The organism is Enterobacter sp. BWH64 (genome assembly GCF_001037645.1).
GTDB classification, from domain to species: Bacteria; Pseudomonadota; Gammaproteobacteria; order Enterobacterales; family Enterobacteriaceae; genus Enterobacter; species Enterobacter hormaechei_C.
Genome location: NZ_KQ089922.1, coordinates 2,719,027 through 2,735,007, shown reverse-complemented (window position 1 = coordinate 2,735,007; position 15,981 = coordinate 2,719,027). Strand labels below are relative to the sequence as shown.

At 57.7% G+C, this 15,981-nt stretch carries 16 protein-coding genes and 2 pseudogenes; 7 read left to right on the top strand and 11 right to left on the bottom strand.

From position 1 onward, the window contains the following. Positions 1 to 4: 4 nt before the first annotated feature. Entirely contained in the window at positions 5 to 3,907 is a 3,903-nt protein-coding gene (gene hrpA, locus SK50_RS13155; protein ID WP_048229527.1) for an ATP-dependent RNA helicase HrpA, read from the bottom strand. A gap of 203 nt (positions 3,908 to 4,110) precedes the next feature. Here hrpA and azoR point away from each other — a divergent pair, with 203 nt between their 5' ends. Both azoR and SK50_RS13145 read left to right on the top strand, forming a co-directional pair. Next, entirely contained in the window at positions 4,111 to 4,716 is a 606-nt protein-coding gene (gene azoR, locus SK50_RS13150) for an FMN-dependent NADH-azoreductase (protein ID WP_015570577.1), read from the top strand. Between the two features lie 90 nt (positions 4,717 to 4,806). Next, positions 4,807 to 5,493 (top strand): RluA family pseudouridine synthase, encoded by a 687-nt coding sequence (locus SK50_RS13145; protein ID WP_040117617.1) that lies wholly within the window; start codon positions 4,807 to 4,809, stop codon positions 5,491 to 5,493. Between the two features lie 7 nt (positions 5,494 to 5,500). Here the strand turns inward: SK50_RS13145 and SK50_RS13140 are convergent, their stop codons facing one another. After that, the gene (locus SK50_RS13140) at positions 5,501 to 6,040 is read right to left on the bottom strand and encodes a DUF2058 domain-containing protein (RefSeq protein ID WP_017384500.1); all 540 of its coding nucleotides are present in this window, start codon (positions 6,038 to 6,040) and stop codon (positions 5,501 to 5,503) included. 168 nt (positions 6,041 to 6,208) lie between these two features. On the opposite strand from SK50_RS13140, the gene SK50_RS13135 reads away from it, so the two are divergent. Both SK50_RS13135 and SK50_RS13130 read left to right on the top strand, forming a co-directional pair. Then, entirely contained in the window at positions 6,209 to 7,183 is a 975-nt protein-coding gene (locus tag SK50_RS13135; RefSeq protein WP_048229980.1) for a DUF1852 domain-containing protein, read from the top strand. A gap of 25 nt (positions 7,184 to 7,208) precedes the next feature. After that, positions 7,209 to 8,237: a methionine synthase gene (locus tag SK50_RS13130; protein WP_003857302.1), complete on the top strand. Its 1,029-nt coding sequence runs from the start codon at positions 7,209 to 7,211 to the stop codon at positions 8,235 to 8,237. 3 nt (positions 8,238 to 8,240) lie between these two features. On the opposite strand, the gene SK50_RS13125 is transcribed toward SK50_RS13130, so the two are convergent. Then, positions 8,241 to 9,173 carry a LysR family transcriptional regulator gene (locus SK50_RS13125; protein ID WP_015570582.1) on the bottom strand — a complete coding sequence of 311 codons (933 nt, stop codon included), beginning with the start codon at positions 9,171 to 9,173 and terminating at the stop codon, positions 8,241 to 8,243. 98 nt (positions 9,174 to 9,271) lie between these two features. Between SK50_RS13125 and SK50_RS13120 the strand changes: the two genes are divergently transcribed. Continuing rightward, positions 9,272 to 9,706: a DMT family transporter gene (locus tag SK50_RS13120; protein WP_003857304.1), complete on the top strand. Its 435-nt coding sequence runs from the start codon at positions 9,272 to 9,274 to the stop codon at positions 9,704 to 9,706. Between the two features lie 4 nt (positions 9,707 to 9,710). Continuing rightward, positions 9,711 to 10,169 carry a DMT family transporter gene (locus tag SK50_RS13115; protein WP_023296569.1) on the top strand — a complete coding sequence of 153 codons (459 nt, stop codon included), beginning with the start codon at positions 9,711 to 9,713 and terminating at the stop codon, positions 10,167 to 10,169. On the opposite strand, the gene SK50_RS13110 is transcribed toward SK50_RS13115, so the two are convergent. From SK50_RS13110 to SK50_RS13075, 8 genes and pseudogenes are all read right to left on the bottom strand, one after another. After that, positions 10,166 to 10,699, bottom strand: coding sequence for a DUF3833 domain-containing protein (locus SK50_RS13110; protein WP_032653483.1), 534 nt, complete (start codon positions 10,697 to 10,699; stop codon positions 10,166 to 10,168). The genes SK50_RS13115 and SK50_RS13110 overlap by 4 nt on opposite strands. A 23-nt stretch (positions 10,700 to 10,722) precedes the next feature. Continuing rightward, positions 10,723 to 10,935, bottom strand: a pseudogene (locus SK50_RS24285) (hypothetical protein); the annotation flags it as partial. Then, a pseudogene (locus SK50_RS13100) lies at positions 10,925 to 11,131 on the bottom strand (DUF2878 family protein); the annotation flags it as partial. The pseudogenes SK50_RS24285 and SK50_RS13100, both read right to left, overlap by 11 nt. Before the next feature lie 46 nt (positions 11,132 to 11,177). After that, positions 11,178 to 12,398: an SAM-dependent methyltransferase gene (locus SK50_RS13095; protein ID WP_032648234.1), complete on the bottom strand. Its 1,221-nt coding sequence runs from the start codon at positions 12,396 to 12,398 to the stop codon at positions 11,178 to 11,180. Then, positions 12,395 to 13,117 carry a DUF1365 domain-containing protein gene (locus SK50_RS13090; RefSeq protein WP_032648232.1) on the bottom strand — a complete coding sequence of 241 codons (723 nt, stop codon included), beginning with the start codon at positions 13,115 to 13,117 and terminating at the stop codon, positions 12,395 to 12,397. Before SK50_RS13090 ends, SK50_RS13095 begins: the two co-directional genes overlap by 4 nt. 1 nt (position 13,118) lies before the next feature. Next, positions 13,119 to 14,378 (bottom strand): NAD(P)/FAD-dependent oxidoreductase, encoded by a 1,260-nt coding sequence (locus tag SK50_RS13085; RefSeq protein ID WP_017693469.1) that lies wholly within the window; start codon positions 14,376 to 14,378, stop codon positions 13,119 to 13,121. After that, entirely contained in the window at positions 14,375 to 15,094 is a 720-nt protein-coding gene (locus SK50_RS13080) for an SDR family NAD(P)-dependent oxidoreductase (RefSeq protein ID WP_017693470.1), read from the bottom strand. Before SK50_RS13080 ends, SK50_RS13085 begins: the two co-directional genes overlap by 4 nt. Continuing rightward, positions 15,091 to 15,525 (bottom strand): nuclear transport factor 2 family protein, encoded by a 435-nt coding sequence (locus SK50_RS13075; RefSeq protein ID WP_017384507.1) that lies wholly within the window; start codon positions 15,523 to 15,525, stop codon positions 15,091 to 15,093. The genes SK50_RS13080 and SK50_RS13075 overlap by 4 nt, the downstream gene beginning before the upstream one ends. A 258-nt stretch (positions 15,526 to 15,783) precedes the next feature. On the opposite strand from SK50_RS13075, the gene SK50_RS13070 reads away from it, so the two are divergent. Continuing rightward, positions 15,784 to 15,981 carry a hypothetical protein gene (locus SK50_RS13070; RefSeq protein WP_003857318.1) on the top strand — a complete coding sequence of 66 codons (198 nt, stop codon included), beginning with the start codon at positions 15,784 to 15,786 and terminating at the stop codon, positions 15,979 to 15,981.

The following is a 15,981-nucleotide window of genomic DNA, read 5'->3' as shown; positions in this document are numbered from 1 at the left end:
GGTTTTAGCCGGAAATCTGCTCCATCGCCTGCAAGATACGCTTATCCGAAATGGGATACGGCGTTCCCAGCTGCTGAGCGAAGAAGCTGACGCGCAGCTCCTCGATCATCCAGCGGATCTCCCGCACGTCGTCGTCATCGCGACGCGCCGGCGGCAGTTTGTTGAGCCACTGCTGCCACGCCTGCTGCACGTTTTCGACTTTCAGCATCTGCGCACGATCGCGATGCGGATCGACCGCCATTTTCTCCAGACGCTTCTCTATCGCCTGCAAATAACGCAGCGTATCGCCCAGACGCTTAAAGCCATTGCCGGTGACAAAGCCGCGATACACTAGCCCCGCCATCTGCGCCTTGACGTCCGACAGCCCCAGGGCCATGGTCATATCCACCCGCCCCTTCAGGCGCTTGTTGATATTGAACACGGCGGTAAGGATCTGCTCGACCTGTTTGGCAATCTCGACCACGGTGTCGTTCAGCTCCGCGCGCACCTTTTCATGAAGCTGAGCAAAGCCCTCTTCCGTCCAGACCGGACCGCCGGCCTCGTGGATCAGCTTATCCACACCGCAGGAGATGCAGTCGTCGATCAGGTCCAGCACCTTACCGTACGGGTTAAAGTAGAGCCCCAGCTTGGCTTTGTTCGGCAGCTTCTCGTGCAGATACTTAATCGGCGACGGGATGTTAAGCAGAAGCAGTCGACGCAGCCCACGCCACATCATCTGCTGTTGCTCCTGCGGATTGTCAAAGAGCTTAATCGCCACGCTGTCGCGCTCATCCACCAGCGCGGGCCAGGCTTTCACCCTGTAGTTCCCGCGCTTCTGCTCGTAGCTTTCCGGGAGCTGACCAAAGCTCCAGATGTGCAGCCCGCTCTGCTCAATGCCGTCATCGGCCACCGCAGAGAGCGTCTCCTGGACTTTACCTTTCAGCGCCTCTTTCAGCTCCGTCAGAGAACGGCCTTCGAGCAGCTTTTTGTTTTTATCGTCCACCACGCGGAATGTGATTTTCAGGTGATCGGGCACCTGATCCCAGTTCCAGTCGTCGCGGTCGATGGTGGTTCCGGTCATGCGGCGGAACTCACGCTCCAGGGCGTCCAGCAGCGGCAGCTCCAGCGGTGTGACGCGGCCTAAAAACGCTTCGGCGTAGTTCGGCGCCGGCACAAAGTTACGCCGAACCGGTTTAGGCAGGGATTTGATTAACGCAATGACCAGCTCGCGGCGCAGGCCGGGGATCTGCCACTCAAACCCGCTCTCTTCCACCTGGTTTAACAGCGGCAGCGGAATGTGCACCGTCACACCATCGGCATCCGCGCCCGGCTCAAACTGATAGGTCAGACGCAGCTTGAGGTTGCCCTTATGCCAGAAGTTCGGATAATCGAGCTTGCTGACCGACTCCGCGCCCTCTTTGATCAGCATGCTCTTTTCGAAGTTGAGCAGGTCCGGGGCCTCTTTGCTGGCTTTCTTCCACCAGCTGTCGAAATGGCGCGCCGAGATCACATCGTGACTGATGCGCTGATCGTAAAACTCAAACAGCGTCTCGTCGTCCACCAGAATGTCGCGACGGCGGGACTTGTGCTCAAGCTCTTCCACCTCGGTGCGCAGCTTCAGGTTTTCGCGGAAGAACGCATGACGCGTCTGCCAGTCGCCTTCCACCAGCGCGTGGCGGATAAACAGCTCGCGACTCAACGCCGGATCGATCTGGCTGTAGTTAACCTTACGCGCGGCCACCACCGGCAGGCCGTAGACGGTGACTTTTTCCGTCGCCATCACCGCGCCCTGCCCACGCTCCCAGTGCGGCTCGCTGTATGAGCGTTTCAGCAGGTGCTGCGCCACCGGCTCAACCCACTCCGGATCGATACGCGCGGCGATACGCCCCCACAGACGGCTGGTTTCCACCAGCTCGGCGACCATGGTCCACTTCGGCGGCTTCTTAAACAAACCGGAGCCCGGGAAGATGGAGAAACGCGCGTTGCGTGCGCCGGTATATTCCTGCTTATCCGCATCCTTCATCCCGATATGAGACAGCAGGCCGGTCAACAGGGCGATATGGATTTCGCGGTACTCCGCCGGTTCACTGTTCACCGGTATACCCAGCTCTTTCACCACCTGGTGCAGCTGGGTGTAGATATCCTGCCACTCGCGTACGCGCAGATAATTGAGGAAATCCACCCGGCACTGACGGCGGAACTGGTTCGAGGAGAGCGCTTTTTGCTGCTCGCCAAGGTAGTTCCACAGGTTCACAAAGGCGAGGAAATCGGACTCTTTATCGTGGAAGCGACGGTGTTTTTCGTCCGACGCCTGCTGCTTGTCCATCGGACGCTCGCGCGGATCCTGAATGGAGAGCGCCGAGGTAATGATCATCGCCTCGCGCACGCAGCCGTGTTTTTGCGCCTCCAGCACCATGCGCGCCAGACGCGGGTCGACCGGCAACTGGCTAAGCTGGCGGCCCAATGGCGTTAGCTTGTAGGCCGTCGCCTGTTCGTCGGTGGTGATGGCCCCCAGCTCTTCCAGCAGCCGCACCCCGTCCTGAATATTGCGCTTATCCGGCGCTTCCACAAACGGGAAGGCGGCGATATCGCCCAGCCCCAGCGCGGTCATTTGCAGGATAACGGATGCCAGGTTGGTCCGCAGGATCTCCGGATCGGTAAACTCCGGGCGCGACAGGAAATCGTCTTCCGAATAGAGACGAATACAGATCCCTTCCGACACGCGGCCGCAGCGGCCCTTACGCTGATTAGCCGACGCCTGCGAAACCGGCTCAATCGGCAGGCGCTGAACTTTGGTGCGGTAGCTGTAGCGGCTGATGCGCGCCGTACCCGGGTCGATCACGTATTTAATGCCCGGTACGGTCAGCGAAGTTTCGGCCACGTTGGTCGCCAGCACGATGCGGCGCCCGCTGTGCGGCTGGAACACGCGGTTCTGCTCGCTGTTCGACAGGCGCGCGTACAGCGGCAGGATCTCAGTATGGCGCAGATCGCGCTTGCTGAGCGCATCGGCGGTATCGCGGATCTCGCGCTCGCCGCTCATGAAGATCAGAATGTCGCCAGAACTCTCGTTGCCCAGCTCGTCGACGGCATCAAAGATGGCCTGAAGCTGGTCGCGCTCGGTATCGTCCGCCTCTTCCACAATCGGGCGATAGCGCACTTCCACCGGATACGTGCGTCCTGACACCTCAATAATCGGCGCATTGTTGAAATGTTTTGAGAAGCGCTCCGGGTCGATGGTCGCGGAGGTGATGATGATTTTCAGATCCGGACGCCGGGGCAGCAGCTCTTTCAGGTAGCCGAGCAGGAAGTCGATGTTCAGGCTGCGCTCGTGCGCTTCATCGATGATGATGGTGTCGTACTGCATCAGCAGACGATCCTGCTGGATTTCCGCCAGCAGGATACCGTCGGTCATCAGCTTAACCATGGTGTTATCGCTGACGTGGTCGCTGAATCGCACCTTGTAGCCGATGCAGCCGCCCGGCTCCGTTTGCAGCTCTTCCGCAATACGGTTCGCCACGGTGCGCGCCGCCAGACGACGCGGCTGGGTGTGACCGATCAGCCCTTTCACCCCGCGGCCCAGCTCCATGCAGATTTTCGGCAGCTGAGTGGTTTTACCTGAACCGGTTTCCCCCGCGACGATCACCACCTGGTGGTCGCGTACGGCCTCAAGAATGTCCTGTTTCTTCTGGCTGACGGGCAGATTTTCCGGATAGGTAATCTCCGGACGTGCGGCTTCACGCAGCACAACTTTCCCTGCCGCCTGTTCAATCTCGTTGGCCATCTCCTGGTAAATGGCCTGTTGTGCATCAGGATTTTTAACCTTCTTAACGCCGTGCAGACGGCGCGCAAACCGCTGTTTATCGCGCAGCATCAGCGAATCAAGCTTTTGCATCAGCATCGGGAAGGTCAATTTTTGGTGTTCTGTCATAGCGTTAACGGGCAGTGCACTGCCGGATAAAATCTCTTTTTAATGATTGGTATAGAGTACCACATCAGCGCTTTTCGCGCCTTATTCAAAAAATTCGAACATAGGCTTCGATATATTGCGCTATCCCTGTGGCAGGATTGTGAATAAAGTGTCAACAAGCAACGGGGCAACCCCCTCAATCAAATACAAAACAGGAATTTCCCATGAGCAAAGTATTAGTGTTGAAATCCAGTATTCTGGCAGGGTATTCACAGTCTGGTCAGCTGTCTGACTATTTCGTTGAACAGTGGCGTGAACAGCACAGCGCGGATGAAATCACCGTGCGTGACCTGGCGGCAAACCCAATTCCTGTGCTGGACGGCGAGCTGGTTGGCGCGCTGCGTCCGAGCGATGCGCCTCTTACCCCGCGTCAGCAGGAAGCCCTGGCGCTCTCCGACGAGCTGATTGCTGAGTTGCAGGCGCACGACGTTATCGTGATCAACGCCCCAATGTACAACTTCAACATTCCTACCCAGCTGAAGAACTACTTCGACCTGGTGGCGCGCGCTGGCGTAACCTTCCGTTACACCGAGAACGGCCCGGAAGGTCTGGTGAAAGGCAAGCGTGCGGTTGTACTGACCAGCCGCGGCGGTATTCACAAAGATACCCCTACCGACCTGGTCGCACCGTACCTGACGCTGTTCCTGGGCTTCATCGGCATTACCGACGTGAACTTCGTGTTCGCTGAAGGTATCGCTTACGGCCCGGAAGTGGCCACCAAAGCGCAGACCGACGCGAAAGCCGCTATCGACAGCCTGGTCGCTGCCTAAGTTTTCCCCCTCTCACCGCCCGGTGGGAGGGTTTTTCTTTTCCCCCGTATTTCGTTATCATCCGCACCCACTCTCCAGCCCGGCGGCCTGATGTCTGTCATTATCGATACGTTTATTGCACCACCCTGTCACGACGACATTGAGATCCTCTGGCAGGACGAGCATCTGCTGCTGATCAATAAACCTTCCGGTCTGCTCAGCCTGTCGGGGAAAAATCCGCAAAACCTCGATTCCGTCCACCACCGTCTTGTTCAAACCTTTCCCGGCTGCACGCTGGTGCATCGTCTTGATTTTGGCACTTCGGGTCTGATGGTCATTGCGCGTAACAAAGCGATCAACGCCGCGCTTTGCCACCAGTTCAGTCAGCGCGCCGTGAACAAGGTTTACACCGCCCTGTTGTGCGGACATGTGGAACAGGACGAAGGGACCGTGGATGCGCCGATTGCCAAAGATCCGGCGCTGTTTCCGCTGATGACGATCTGTGCCCGCACCGGTAAGCCCGCTCGCTCGCGCTATCGGGTGGTGGAACGTATTTACCAGGATACGATAATGCCGCTGACGCGGGTTGAGCTTACCCCGGAGACCGGGCGCACCCACCAGCTGCGCATTCACTGCCAGCAGTTAGGCCACCCTATTCTTGGGTGCGATCTGTATGGTGGTCTGGAATGGCCGGGGGCGGAAGAAACGCCCCGGCTGATGCTGCATGCAAGCGCTCTGAATTTTATTCATCCGCTGAGCGGCGAGACGATGAACGCCCGTCACGCCGCGCCGTTCTGAGCGGGGATTACCACATTAAATCGTCAGGGATTTTGAAGTCTGCGTACGGATCGTCTTCGTCCTGCTCTTCCTGACTCAGGGCGCTGTTTAGCACAATGCTGTCCGCATCGCGCTGGGCAATTTTATCCGCCACTACCGCCGGGATAATCGCGTAATCACAGTCGCCATTCGCGTTAATCACCAGTCGGGCAATCGCCAGACGGCCGTTGATCAGCTGGGTTTGCGTCTGCTTATCGACCTCGATTTTTTTGATAAGGTTGCCGTCGGTAAAGTTAAAGGTAATGTTGCCCTTCGCCACGGTGATGCGGTTCATCTCAATCAGCTGCTTCACCTGCGCCCTGAACTCTTTTGCCAGCACCGCCTGTTTTTGCTGTTCGCTCAGCTGCTTATCACGCTCCAGCTGGGCTTTCTTGTTCTCTTCAACAGCCTCTCTCGCCTCGCGAGCCTGGACGCGGGATTTTTTCGCCGTGCGCTGGACCTTCGCCATCTTTTTACTGCTGACTAAGCCCGCTTTCAGCATCTGCTCTTGTAGGGTGAGTTTTGTCATGTTCGTTTAAACCGGTTGGAAATGTCGGGGGATTATACCTGAATCGCGCAGTTCATGAAGAACCCTCATGTTGCAGTGAAATTAAGTCACTTCCCCTGCGCCAGTGGCTCAGGCATAAATTATGCATTGATAACGTTCCGGCAACATGAACTTAGGATGCATAACCAAATGAGTCAGGCTTTCACATTTACCCTTAAGCGCAGTTGCTTTGATGAAAATTATAACCCGTCAGAAAACACGCGTACCACCACCAACTTCGCCAACCTGGCGCGTGGCGAGAAGCGTCAGGAGAACCTGCGCAATACGCTGGTGATGATCAACAACCGCTTTAACGCGCTGGCGAGCTGGGATAACCCGAAAGCTGACCGCTATGCCGTCGAGCTGGAGATTATTTCAGTCGATATGAATATCGGCGGCGATTTTACTTTCCCGGCCATCGAAATTCTGCAAACGACGATCGTGGATAAAAAAACCCACGAGCGCATCGAAGGCATCGTCGGAAATAACTTCTCATCGTATGTTCGTGACTATGATTTCAGCGTCCTGCTGCTGGAGCATAATAAAGACCGGGCCCGTTTCTCTCTCCCCGAGAATTTTGGCGAGCTGCACGGCAATATCTTTAAAAGCTTCGTGCATTCTGCGGAATATCAGGCGAACTTCAAAAAAGCGCCGGTGATCTGCCTGAGCGTCTCCAGCAAAGTCACCTATCGTCGTACCGGTAACCACCACCCGGTGCTGGGCTATGAGTACCAGCCGGACGGCGAGTCGCTAACGGAACAGTACTTCGCGAAGATGGGCCTGAAGGTTCGCTATTTCATGCCGGAAAACAGCGTCGCGCCATTCGCCTTCTTCTTCACCGGCGATTTACTGCGTGATTACACCAATCTGGAACTGATCGGCACCATCAGCACCATGGAGACGTTCCAGAAGATCTATCGACCAGAAATTTACAATGCCAATTCCGCTGCGGGACAGTGCTATCAGCCCGACCTGAATCAGCAGGATCACTCATTAACCAAAATCGTCTATGACCGTGAAGAGCGCAGCCGGCTGGCCATTGAACAGGGTAAATATACCGAAGAGCGGTTTATCAAACCCTATAAAACCCTTCTTGAGCAGTGGTCTCAACACTTCACGCTTTAATTTAATACGGATAAAAGGTTCTTTTATGAAAACATTGCTCCCGACATCAACGGCTGGCAGCCTGCCGAAACCCACCTGGCTTGCGCAGCCGGAAACGCTCTGGTCGCCGTGGAAACTCCAGGACGAGGAATTACTGGCAGGGAAACAGGATGCGCTGCGTTTGTCTCTGGATGAACAGATTCGCGCCGGGATTGATATCGTCAGCGACGGGGAACAAACCCGCCAGCATTTTGTCACCACCTTTATTGAACATCTCAGCGGCGTGGATTTTGAGAACCGTCAGACGGTACGCATCCGTAACCGTTACGATGCGAGCGTGCCGACCGTGGTAGACGCGGTGGCGCGCCAGAAGCCGGTGTTTGTTGACGACGCGAAATACCTGCGCCAGCTGACTGACAAGCCGATCAAGTGGGCGCTGCCCGGCCCGATGACCATGATCGACACGCTATACGATGCCCACTATAAAAGCCGCGAAAAGCTGGCCTGGGAGTTCGCTAAAATTCTCAATCAGGAGGCCCGCGAGCTGGAAGCGGCCGGCGTCGACATTATTCAGTTCGACGAACCTGCCTTTAACGTCTTTTTCGACGAGGTGAATGACTGGGGTATCGCCGCACTGGAGCGCGCCATTGAAGGGCTGAAATGCGAAACCGCGGTACATATCTGTTACGGGTACGGCATCAAAGCCAATACGGACTGGAAAAAGACGCTCGGCTCCGAGTGGCGCCAGTATGAAGAGGCATTTCCAAAGTTACAGACCTCGAAGATCGATATCATCTCGCTGGAGTGCCACAACTCGCGCGTGCCGATGGATCTGCTGGAGCTTATCCGCGGTAAAAAAGTGATGGTCGGGGCAATTGACGTCGCCACCCAGACCATCGAAACGCCGGAAGAGGTGGCCGATACGCTGCGCAAGGCGTTGCAGTTTGTTGATGCAGACAAGCTCTATCCGTCCACCAACTGCGGTATGGCCCCCCTTTCCCGCCAGGTCGCCAACGGTAAGCTGAAGGCGTTAAGCGCCGGGGCTGACATTATCCGTCGCGAGCTTGCCCGCTAACCTTCAGGTTTGCCAGTACAGTGGCGTACCGAATCGCTCAATATAGTAATCAATCACCGCCCTGACGTTCAGGGGCGGATGACGCGCGTTCGGGTAAATCGCCGCAATCGTCAGTGGCTCCGTATTAATTGAACACTCCATTTCCGGCAGCAGTGCCACCAGCTCACCGCTTTTGAGCCGTTCGCTCACCATCCAGTCCGGGAAAAGCACAACGCCCATGCCGCCCAGCGCCGCAATCAGGAGCGTTTCCGCGTTATTGGAAGTCATCAGCGGTACAATGGGATAATGAACCCACGCCTCGCCCGGCCGCCGGATCAGCCAGCGGTTAGGCCCGGACGAGCCGCGGTAAACCAGACAGTGGTGACGGCTGAGATCGTCTGGCCCCTCGGGCGCGCCATGTTTTTGCAGATAGTCCGGCGAGGCCGCCAGATGATAGAACTGCTGCCCGAACACCCGGGCGTGAAACGAGGAGTCCGTCAGCGCGCCGATGCGGAAGATAACGTCCGCGGCATCACGGTGCGGATCGATAAAATCGTCGGTGAGGGTCAGTTCAATGGAGAGACGAGGGTAACGCGCCAGAAGCCCCGGCAGGCCCGGCGCGATGTGCCTTTGTCCGAAAAAGACCGGGCCATTGATACGCAGCGTGCCCGACGGCTCGCGGGCGCGTTCATCCAGCTCGCGTCGCGCGTCCTCCATATTCCCGGCCATCGCACGGGCATAGCGCACAAAAAGATGCCCGCTCTCTGTGGGCATAATCGCCCGCGTGTTGCGGTAGAAAAGCTGTTGCCCGAGGGCGTCCTCAAGCTGGTGGATCACGCGTGAGACCTGCGACGCAGAAATCCCTTCCCGCCTCGCCACCACGGAAAAATTCTGCGTTTCATAAACGTCGATGAAGATCAGCAGCGCGCGAATGCTGATATGTCCGGCATCCATCATTAATGCATTTCCTGCAAAGGTGTTTCCTGCATTATGGCATTTTTCTCAATGATGTTCAGACGTAATCTTCTCCGCCTGGAAAAAGGAGAAAAAGCGTTATGCACATTATTTTAATTTTACTGGTGATTGCTGGTGGCATGGGGCTGTCCGTGGAAGCCGGGCTGCTGGGGCCGCTGGGCGCAGAGGTGGGCGACCTGTGGGCGGCGTTCAGCATATTCAGCGTGGGAACGGGGCTGACGTTTCTGCTGATGCTGTTTTTCAGCCCGCGCAACAGTCCCTCATTTTTTGCGCAGCCTTCATGGCACCTGTTGGGCGGCGTGCTCGGCCCGGTTTACGTCATCATTCTCACCATTGCCACGCCTGCGATCGGCATTGCCATGACGATGATCGGCATTCTGGCAGGCCAGGTTTTTAAAAGCCTGATTATTGACCACTATGGCCTGCTGGGTACGCCGCACCGCAGGATCGATACAAAACGCATTATTGCGCTGGGATTTATAATCGCCGCGCTCATTCTCGTGGCGCAGGGGTAACGTTATGACAGTGATTATGATTATTCTGGCGGTGATTGGCGGCGCAACGCTGAGCATTCAGGCTGCCATTAACGGGCAATTAGGCAGCAGCGTGGGGGTATTTAAAAGCGCGTTTCTGACGTTTTCCGTCGGCGCGCTGGTGACCGCCATGCTGATCTTCTTTTTTGAGCCGAAACAGGCGGTCAGCCTGATGGATGTGCCCAAATGGCAGCTTCTGGGGGCCCTGTGCGGCGTGCCCTATATCGTGATTATGGTGCTCGCAGTGCAGCGCATCGGGACCGCCGTTGCCACGGTAGCGGTTATCCTGGGCCAGCTGGCCATGAGCATGCTGATTGATAACTTTGGCTGGCTGAACAATGAAGCCATTCCGTTTTCAGTGAGCCGTTTCGGGGCCGTCGTCTGCCTGAGTATTGCGCTCTTCTTCATCTACTCAAGCAGTAAACCTCAGCCCGAAGAGGATTAACCGCCCTCTTTGCGGGTAAAGAACAGCGTCACCGTGGCGACGGTGACGCCAAATTTCTTCATCTCGGTTTTATTAAACAGACGGGTGCTGTCCTGCAAATACATCCAGTCATCAAAGTGCAGCAGCCAGGTTTTACCGTCCGCCTTCACGTTCATGCTGTAGCGCCAGTTAAGGGCATTGCCCGCCGCCTGGCCTGTCGCGACACCTTCTATGTCACCCGCCGTGCCTTCATAGCGATTCTGCCCAACGCGGCGGATATGCCAGACGCGCTGCTGCTTCTCGCCGTCATCGTAGACAAAATGTTCATTCAGGGTCAGCGTATCGCCGATAACATCCCCGGCGATCTCGACGTGAAAACGACGGATCTGCTTACCGCTGCGATCCTGCACCATCCCCCACGCCTCGGTTTTCCCCTGGAAGTAAGTAAAAATATCAAGCCGTGGCTGCTGCTGACGATACTCTGTCACCTCGGTGCTACATCCGGCCACCAGCATCGTCAGGGCAAGCGCCATTAACAGGAAACGTTTCATTGTGGTCCTCCGATTAACTGCTGACGCAGTTCAGGATACTCGCTCAGCCATGCTTCACTCTGCGGCTCCTGCTGCAAAATGCCCTGCGCCTGCCACTGGTCGCGGGTCGCCTCAACCAGGTCGTCACCATCGATGTCCCGGGCATAGGTGATAATCAGCGCATTATCGCCGTCTAACCCTGTATAGCTGCCGTCGGGCGTCAGAAGCTGAGAGGTATAAACGGTAAACGGCCCCCAGACGCTCGCCGATCAGGTAGGCCACCGGCCCGCCCAGGGTCGCCAGTACCGTCAGCAACCAGCCCGGCAAGGTGGTCGTGCGGGTCAGTTGCGTCCAGACGGTGGCAAACATTAGCCACAGCGCCACCATCCATAGCGGCATCAGGGACGCGCCCGTGAACGCAATCAGCCCCGTCAGCGCCCAGAGCGCGTCCAGTAGAGATCAAACCCGATGGCCAGCAGAAATACCTGCCCGTAGCGCTTCACACGCGTTCCGCAGTCAGCTGCACCACGCTGATGGTGCGGGCATTAAACCCGGCTTCACAGTAGCCGAGGTAGTACAGCCACATCCGGCGGAAACGGTCATCAAACCCGAGCTTTTCAATCTCCTGCCAGGCGTGAACGAACCGCTGACGCCAGTGCGCCAGCGTGCGGGCGTAGTCCGGCCCCATATCGAAGAGGTTACGCACCACAAAATCGGTATGGCGGGTCATGAGTTCATTCATGGCGGTGATGCTGGGCAAAAAGCCGCCGGGGAAGATGTAGCGCTGAATAAAATCGACGCTTTTGCTGTAGTCGCGATAGCGTTGATCCTGAATGGTGATGGCCTGAATCGCCATCCGCCCGCCTGGACGCAGACGCGCCTGGCAGGTGCGGAAAAATGTTGGCAGGTAGCGTTGACCGACGGCCTCAATCATCTCAACCGACACCAGCTTGTCGTAGACCCCGGTCAGATCGCGGTAGTCGCAGAGCAGCACCTCAACGCGATCCTGCAACCCTGCCCGGGCGATGCGCGCGGTGGCCCAGTGGTACTGCTCCTGCGACAGCGTGGTGGTGGTCACCCGGCAGCCGTAATGACGGGCGGCATATTCCGCCATCGCCCCCCAGCCAGTGCCAATCTCCAGCAGATGATCGTTTGCCGTGAGCGCCAGCTGGTCGCACAGCCTCCCCATTTTCGCCTGCTGAGCCGCGGTCAGATCCTGCTCGTCCCCGCTAAACAGCGCGCTGGAGTACAGGAGATGTTCATCAAGGAAATGGGCGTAAAAGGCGTTGCCCAGATCGTAATGGGCGGCAATATTTTCCCGCGCCTGCGCGCGGGAGTTGCGCCGCATCCAGTGCCGCAGCCGCTCCACCGGTTTCCCGAGCAGGCGAAACCCTTTTTCCAGCTTTCCGAGGATTTGGCTATTGCGCGCAATCAACTCCAGCAGCGGCGTCAGGTGGGGCGTCTCCCAGTCGCCATCCATCCACGCTTGTGCCGCGGCGAGGCTGCCCCCGGTTAAAATGCGCCAGTAGACGCCTGGAGCAAGTACCTGCACCTCAGCGTGAAGCGCGGCGGAGGCGTCGCCGAACTGGAACGTCTGCGCGCCTTCACGCAGCGTCAGCGAGCCACCGCGCAGGCCATTCAGCAGGCGGAAGAGCAACCATCGCGCGACGCGGACGTTGCGCGGGATATCGGGTTCAAGCGCAAAGACGGGATTGGTCATGAGTGTTCACTCCTGCTGAGGGGATGGTTATGCAGCGGCACGCGCTTCAGCCACAGCCTGAGCGCCTGCCAGTAAATGGCGAAAACGGTTTTGAGGGTCATCAACGGGATCCGCACCAGCAGCGCACGCAGCGCCGTGCGCGTCAGCGGCGCCCGGCGCAGCGTCAGGGTGGCATCAAACACCTTCGTCTCCTGATGGTTTTCGATATGCATGCGCAGCGTGCTGTCCGGGCTGTTGAAGCGCCAGTGGTAGATCATATCCATCGGATTAAAAGGCGAGACGTGAAACGCTTTCTCCGTCGGCGGGGCGTCCCGCCCCGCTACCGCGTAGTAATGTCGTTCATTCCACGGCGTGTTACGGACTTCGGCGAGAACCCAGCGCAGGGTGTCTTCCCCGTCATAGCAGTAGTAAAAATTGACCGGGTTGAAATGAAAACCGAAATAGCGCAGCTGAGTCAGAAGCATGACCCGCCCCGCCGGACGTTCGCCGGTCAGATTTTCCAGACGCTCAAGGACACGCGCTTTGAGCGGCGTGCCCAGCGGGTAATCCGCATCATAAAATGCCGCGGGCGCAACACGGTTACGACGCACGCCGACAGAGGGCAGCGCGTCCAGCTCATCCAGATCGAGCCAGGCCATAAACACGCTGTAGGTAAAGTGGTGCGCTTTCGGCGCAAGCCGACGATGGCGCAATGTACCGTGGTAAAGGCAGCTGTTCATCTCAGTTGCCCTCCCCGGTCGCGATAGCGTTGACCACGTCCAGCGCACTGCGCACGCCATCTTCGTGGAAGCCGTTGTACCAGTACGCGCCGCAGAACCAGCTCCGCTGGCGACCGTTTATTTCGCCGCGCCGGGCCTGAGCTTGCCAGCTTTGCGGGTTAAAAAGCGGATGCTCATAGACAAAGCGGCGCAGCACAAACCGTTCCTCCACCGGCGTTTCCGGGTTGAGGGTGACGCAAAACAGCGGGCAACCCGGCGGCAGTCCCTGCAAGATATTCATGTTGTAGGTGACGCAGGCGCTGGCCTGATCCTGCTCGCTGAGGCGGTAGTTCCAGCTCGCCCACGCGCGTTCGCGCACCGGCAGCCAGCGCGGATCGCGGTGAAGCACCACCTCGTTACGCTGCCAGCCGATATCCCCCAGCACCTCGCGTTCAGCCTGCGTTGGGCTGGCGAGCATCGCCAGCGCCTGAGCGGAGTGGCAGGCGAAGATCACCTGATCAAAAGTGTCTGTTACGCCCTCACGCGCAATATCAACCCCACGATCGTGGCGAATAACCTGCTGCACCGGCGCGTTAAGGTGCAGCGTCAGGCGATCGCCGAGCGTATCCAGCATCGCGCGGATATACTCCCTGGAGCCGCCTGGCACCACATACCACTGCGGACGATGGGTAATGTCCAGCAGACCGTGGTTTTCAAAAAAGCGTAAAAAGAGCGGCAGCGGAAAGCGTTTCATCTCCTGTAGCGACGACGACCAGATAGCCGCCCCCATTGGCAGGATGTAGTGGCGCGCAAAAAAGGGCGTAAAACGGTGCTGGCGCAGGAACGTTTCCAGCGTGGCGGAACCATCGACTTCGCCCCGGAGCGTCTGTTTCGCCAGCCGGTTAAAGCGCACGATCTCCTTCAGCAGCGTCCAGAAAGCCGGGTTGAGCAGATTACGTCGCTGGGCGAACAACGACGTCAGCGTGTGCCCGTTGTACTCCAGCCCGCTCTGCGGGTTGTGCACCGAAAAGCTCATCTGCGTTTTTTGCCCGCAGATGCCCAGTTCGCTGAGCAGCCCCATGAAGCGCGGATAGGTGCGGTCGTTGTAGACGATAAAACCGGTATCGATGGCAAAGCTGCCCTGCGGCGTATCGACATCCACCGTTGCGGTATGGCCGCCCGGCGTGGCCTGCGCCTCAAACAGCGTGACCTGATGATGTCCGGCGAGCCGCCAGGCACAGGTTAACCCGGCGATGCCGCTGCCGATAATTGCGATTTTCATGGTCGCACCATCCTGCGCAGCAGTGCGCGCTGAAGTACATCGGGCAGGCCGGAAAGCAGGCGCAGCGCCAGGCTGAACCCGGCGGGAAACGCGATGTGATCCTTCCCTTTTGCCAGACCGCGACGAATGGCGTGGACGGCGTCCCCCACGCTGACCCGGCCCGGCATCGGGAAATCGTTTTTGCGGGTCAGCGGCGTGTCGACAAAACCGGGTGAAACGACCGTGACGGCAATCCCTTTCGGTTCCCAGTCGAGGCGCAGCGTATCGGCGAACCAGGTTAACGCCGCCTTGGAGGCGCCATACGCTTCGGCTCGCGGGAAGTGAAGCCAGTGCGCCATCGAACTGACCAGCACCACGCGGTTGCCGGATACCAGCTGCGGCTGCAACGCCGCAAGGCAGTTTACCGGCCCGATGAAATTGGTGGTCATGACCCGCGTCACCAGCTCGGCATCCACCTCGCCGCGGTCGAGATACTCGCAGGTTCCGGCGCAGAGAATCACCGTGTCGGCAGTACAGTCCGCCAGCGCCTGGCGACAGGCGTCCCTGTCTGTCATATCGAACAGGCGCACCGTAATGTTGGGGCTGTACTGATGCACGGCTGCCAGACGTTGCGCATCGCGCCCGCAGGCAATCACCCGGTAACCATCGTCGGCAAAAGATTTCGCCAGCCCCACCCCGATGCCCGAGCTTGCGCCGGTGATCAGAACCGTTTTCATGATTTCACTCTTCGCTTCACGCCGCGCACGGCCCAGCCGAGTATCGGGAGATGTTCGTAAATCATCTCTCCGGCATCGTAGTAATCCCGCTGGCGAACAATGCGATCGTCGCGCATGTCTACCACGGAGCAGCCCGGCAGCTGGCGCATTGCCCCCCCGGCGATACGCGGGTGCGACCAGTGCATCATCCAGGTGACCACAAAGCGATCGCCCTGCTGCAACGGTGCATCGACGGTAAAGCGACAGTGCTGGACGTTAGCCAGCAGATGGGTGAAATAGCGTTGAATCGCGAACACCCCGCTGTGTTCGCCAAAGGGATCGATAAGCGTGGCATCGGCGCGATAAATCCCCGCCAGCGCCGAAGGTGGCTGGGTATCCAGCGTGGCGTAGTAATCAACGAACCGACTGATGACGGACGGCAACGTGCTCATGGGTCACATCCTGGGTGTAAACAACGTAGCGGAATCGCATAATTTAAACTTACACAATTAACTTTATTTGTCCAAGTTTGCGCAGAAATATTTTTTATTCTTATTATTTTTCAGTTATATGGAATATCACCACGCACAACCATTTTGTGAAAAATATGAATTTCGCCGCCAGGCTGCCGATTTTTTAGGGATAACCTTAAGGCAAAGGTGCCATTTATCTTCCAGACTTATCCTTTTAATTCATAAGGATGTCACGCGATGAAACATTTACTGATGACGCTCTTTTCCAGCCCGGAATCCTTGTTGCAGGTCATGAGTCACCAGGAAATTATCGAAGCCGTAGAGGATGGCGACCGCATCATCATCGATCAGGATGGAAACGCCTCGGTTAACTACAAAAGCCACGAGGTGCGGCAGGACTTTCTGCGCCATGTCAACGCGCTGAAGAGGGCCTGA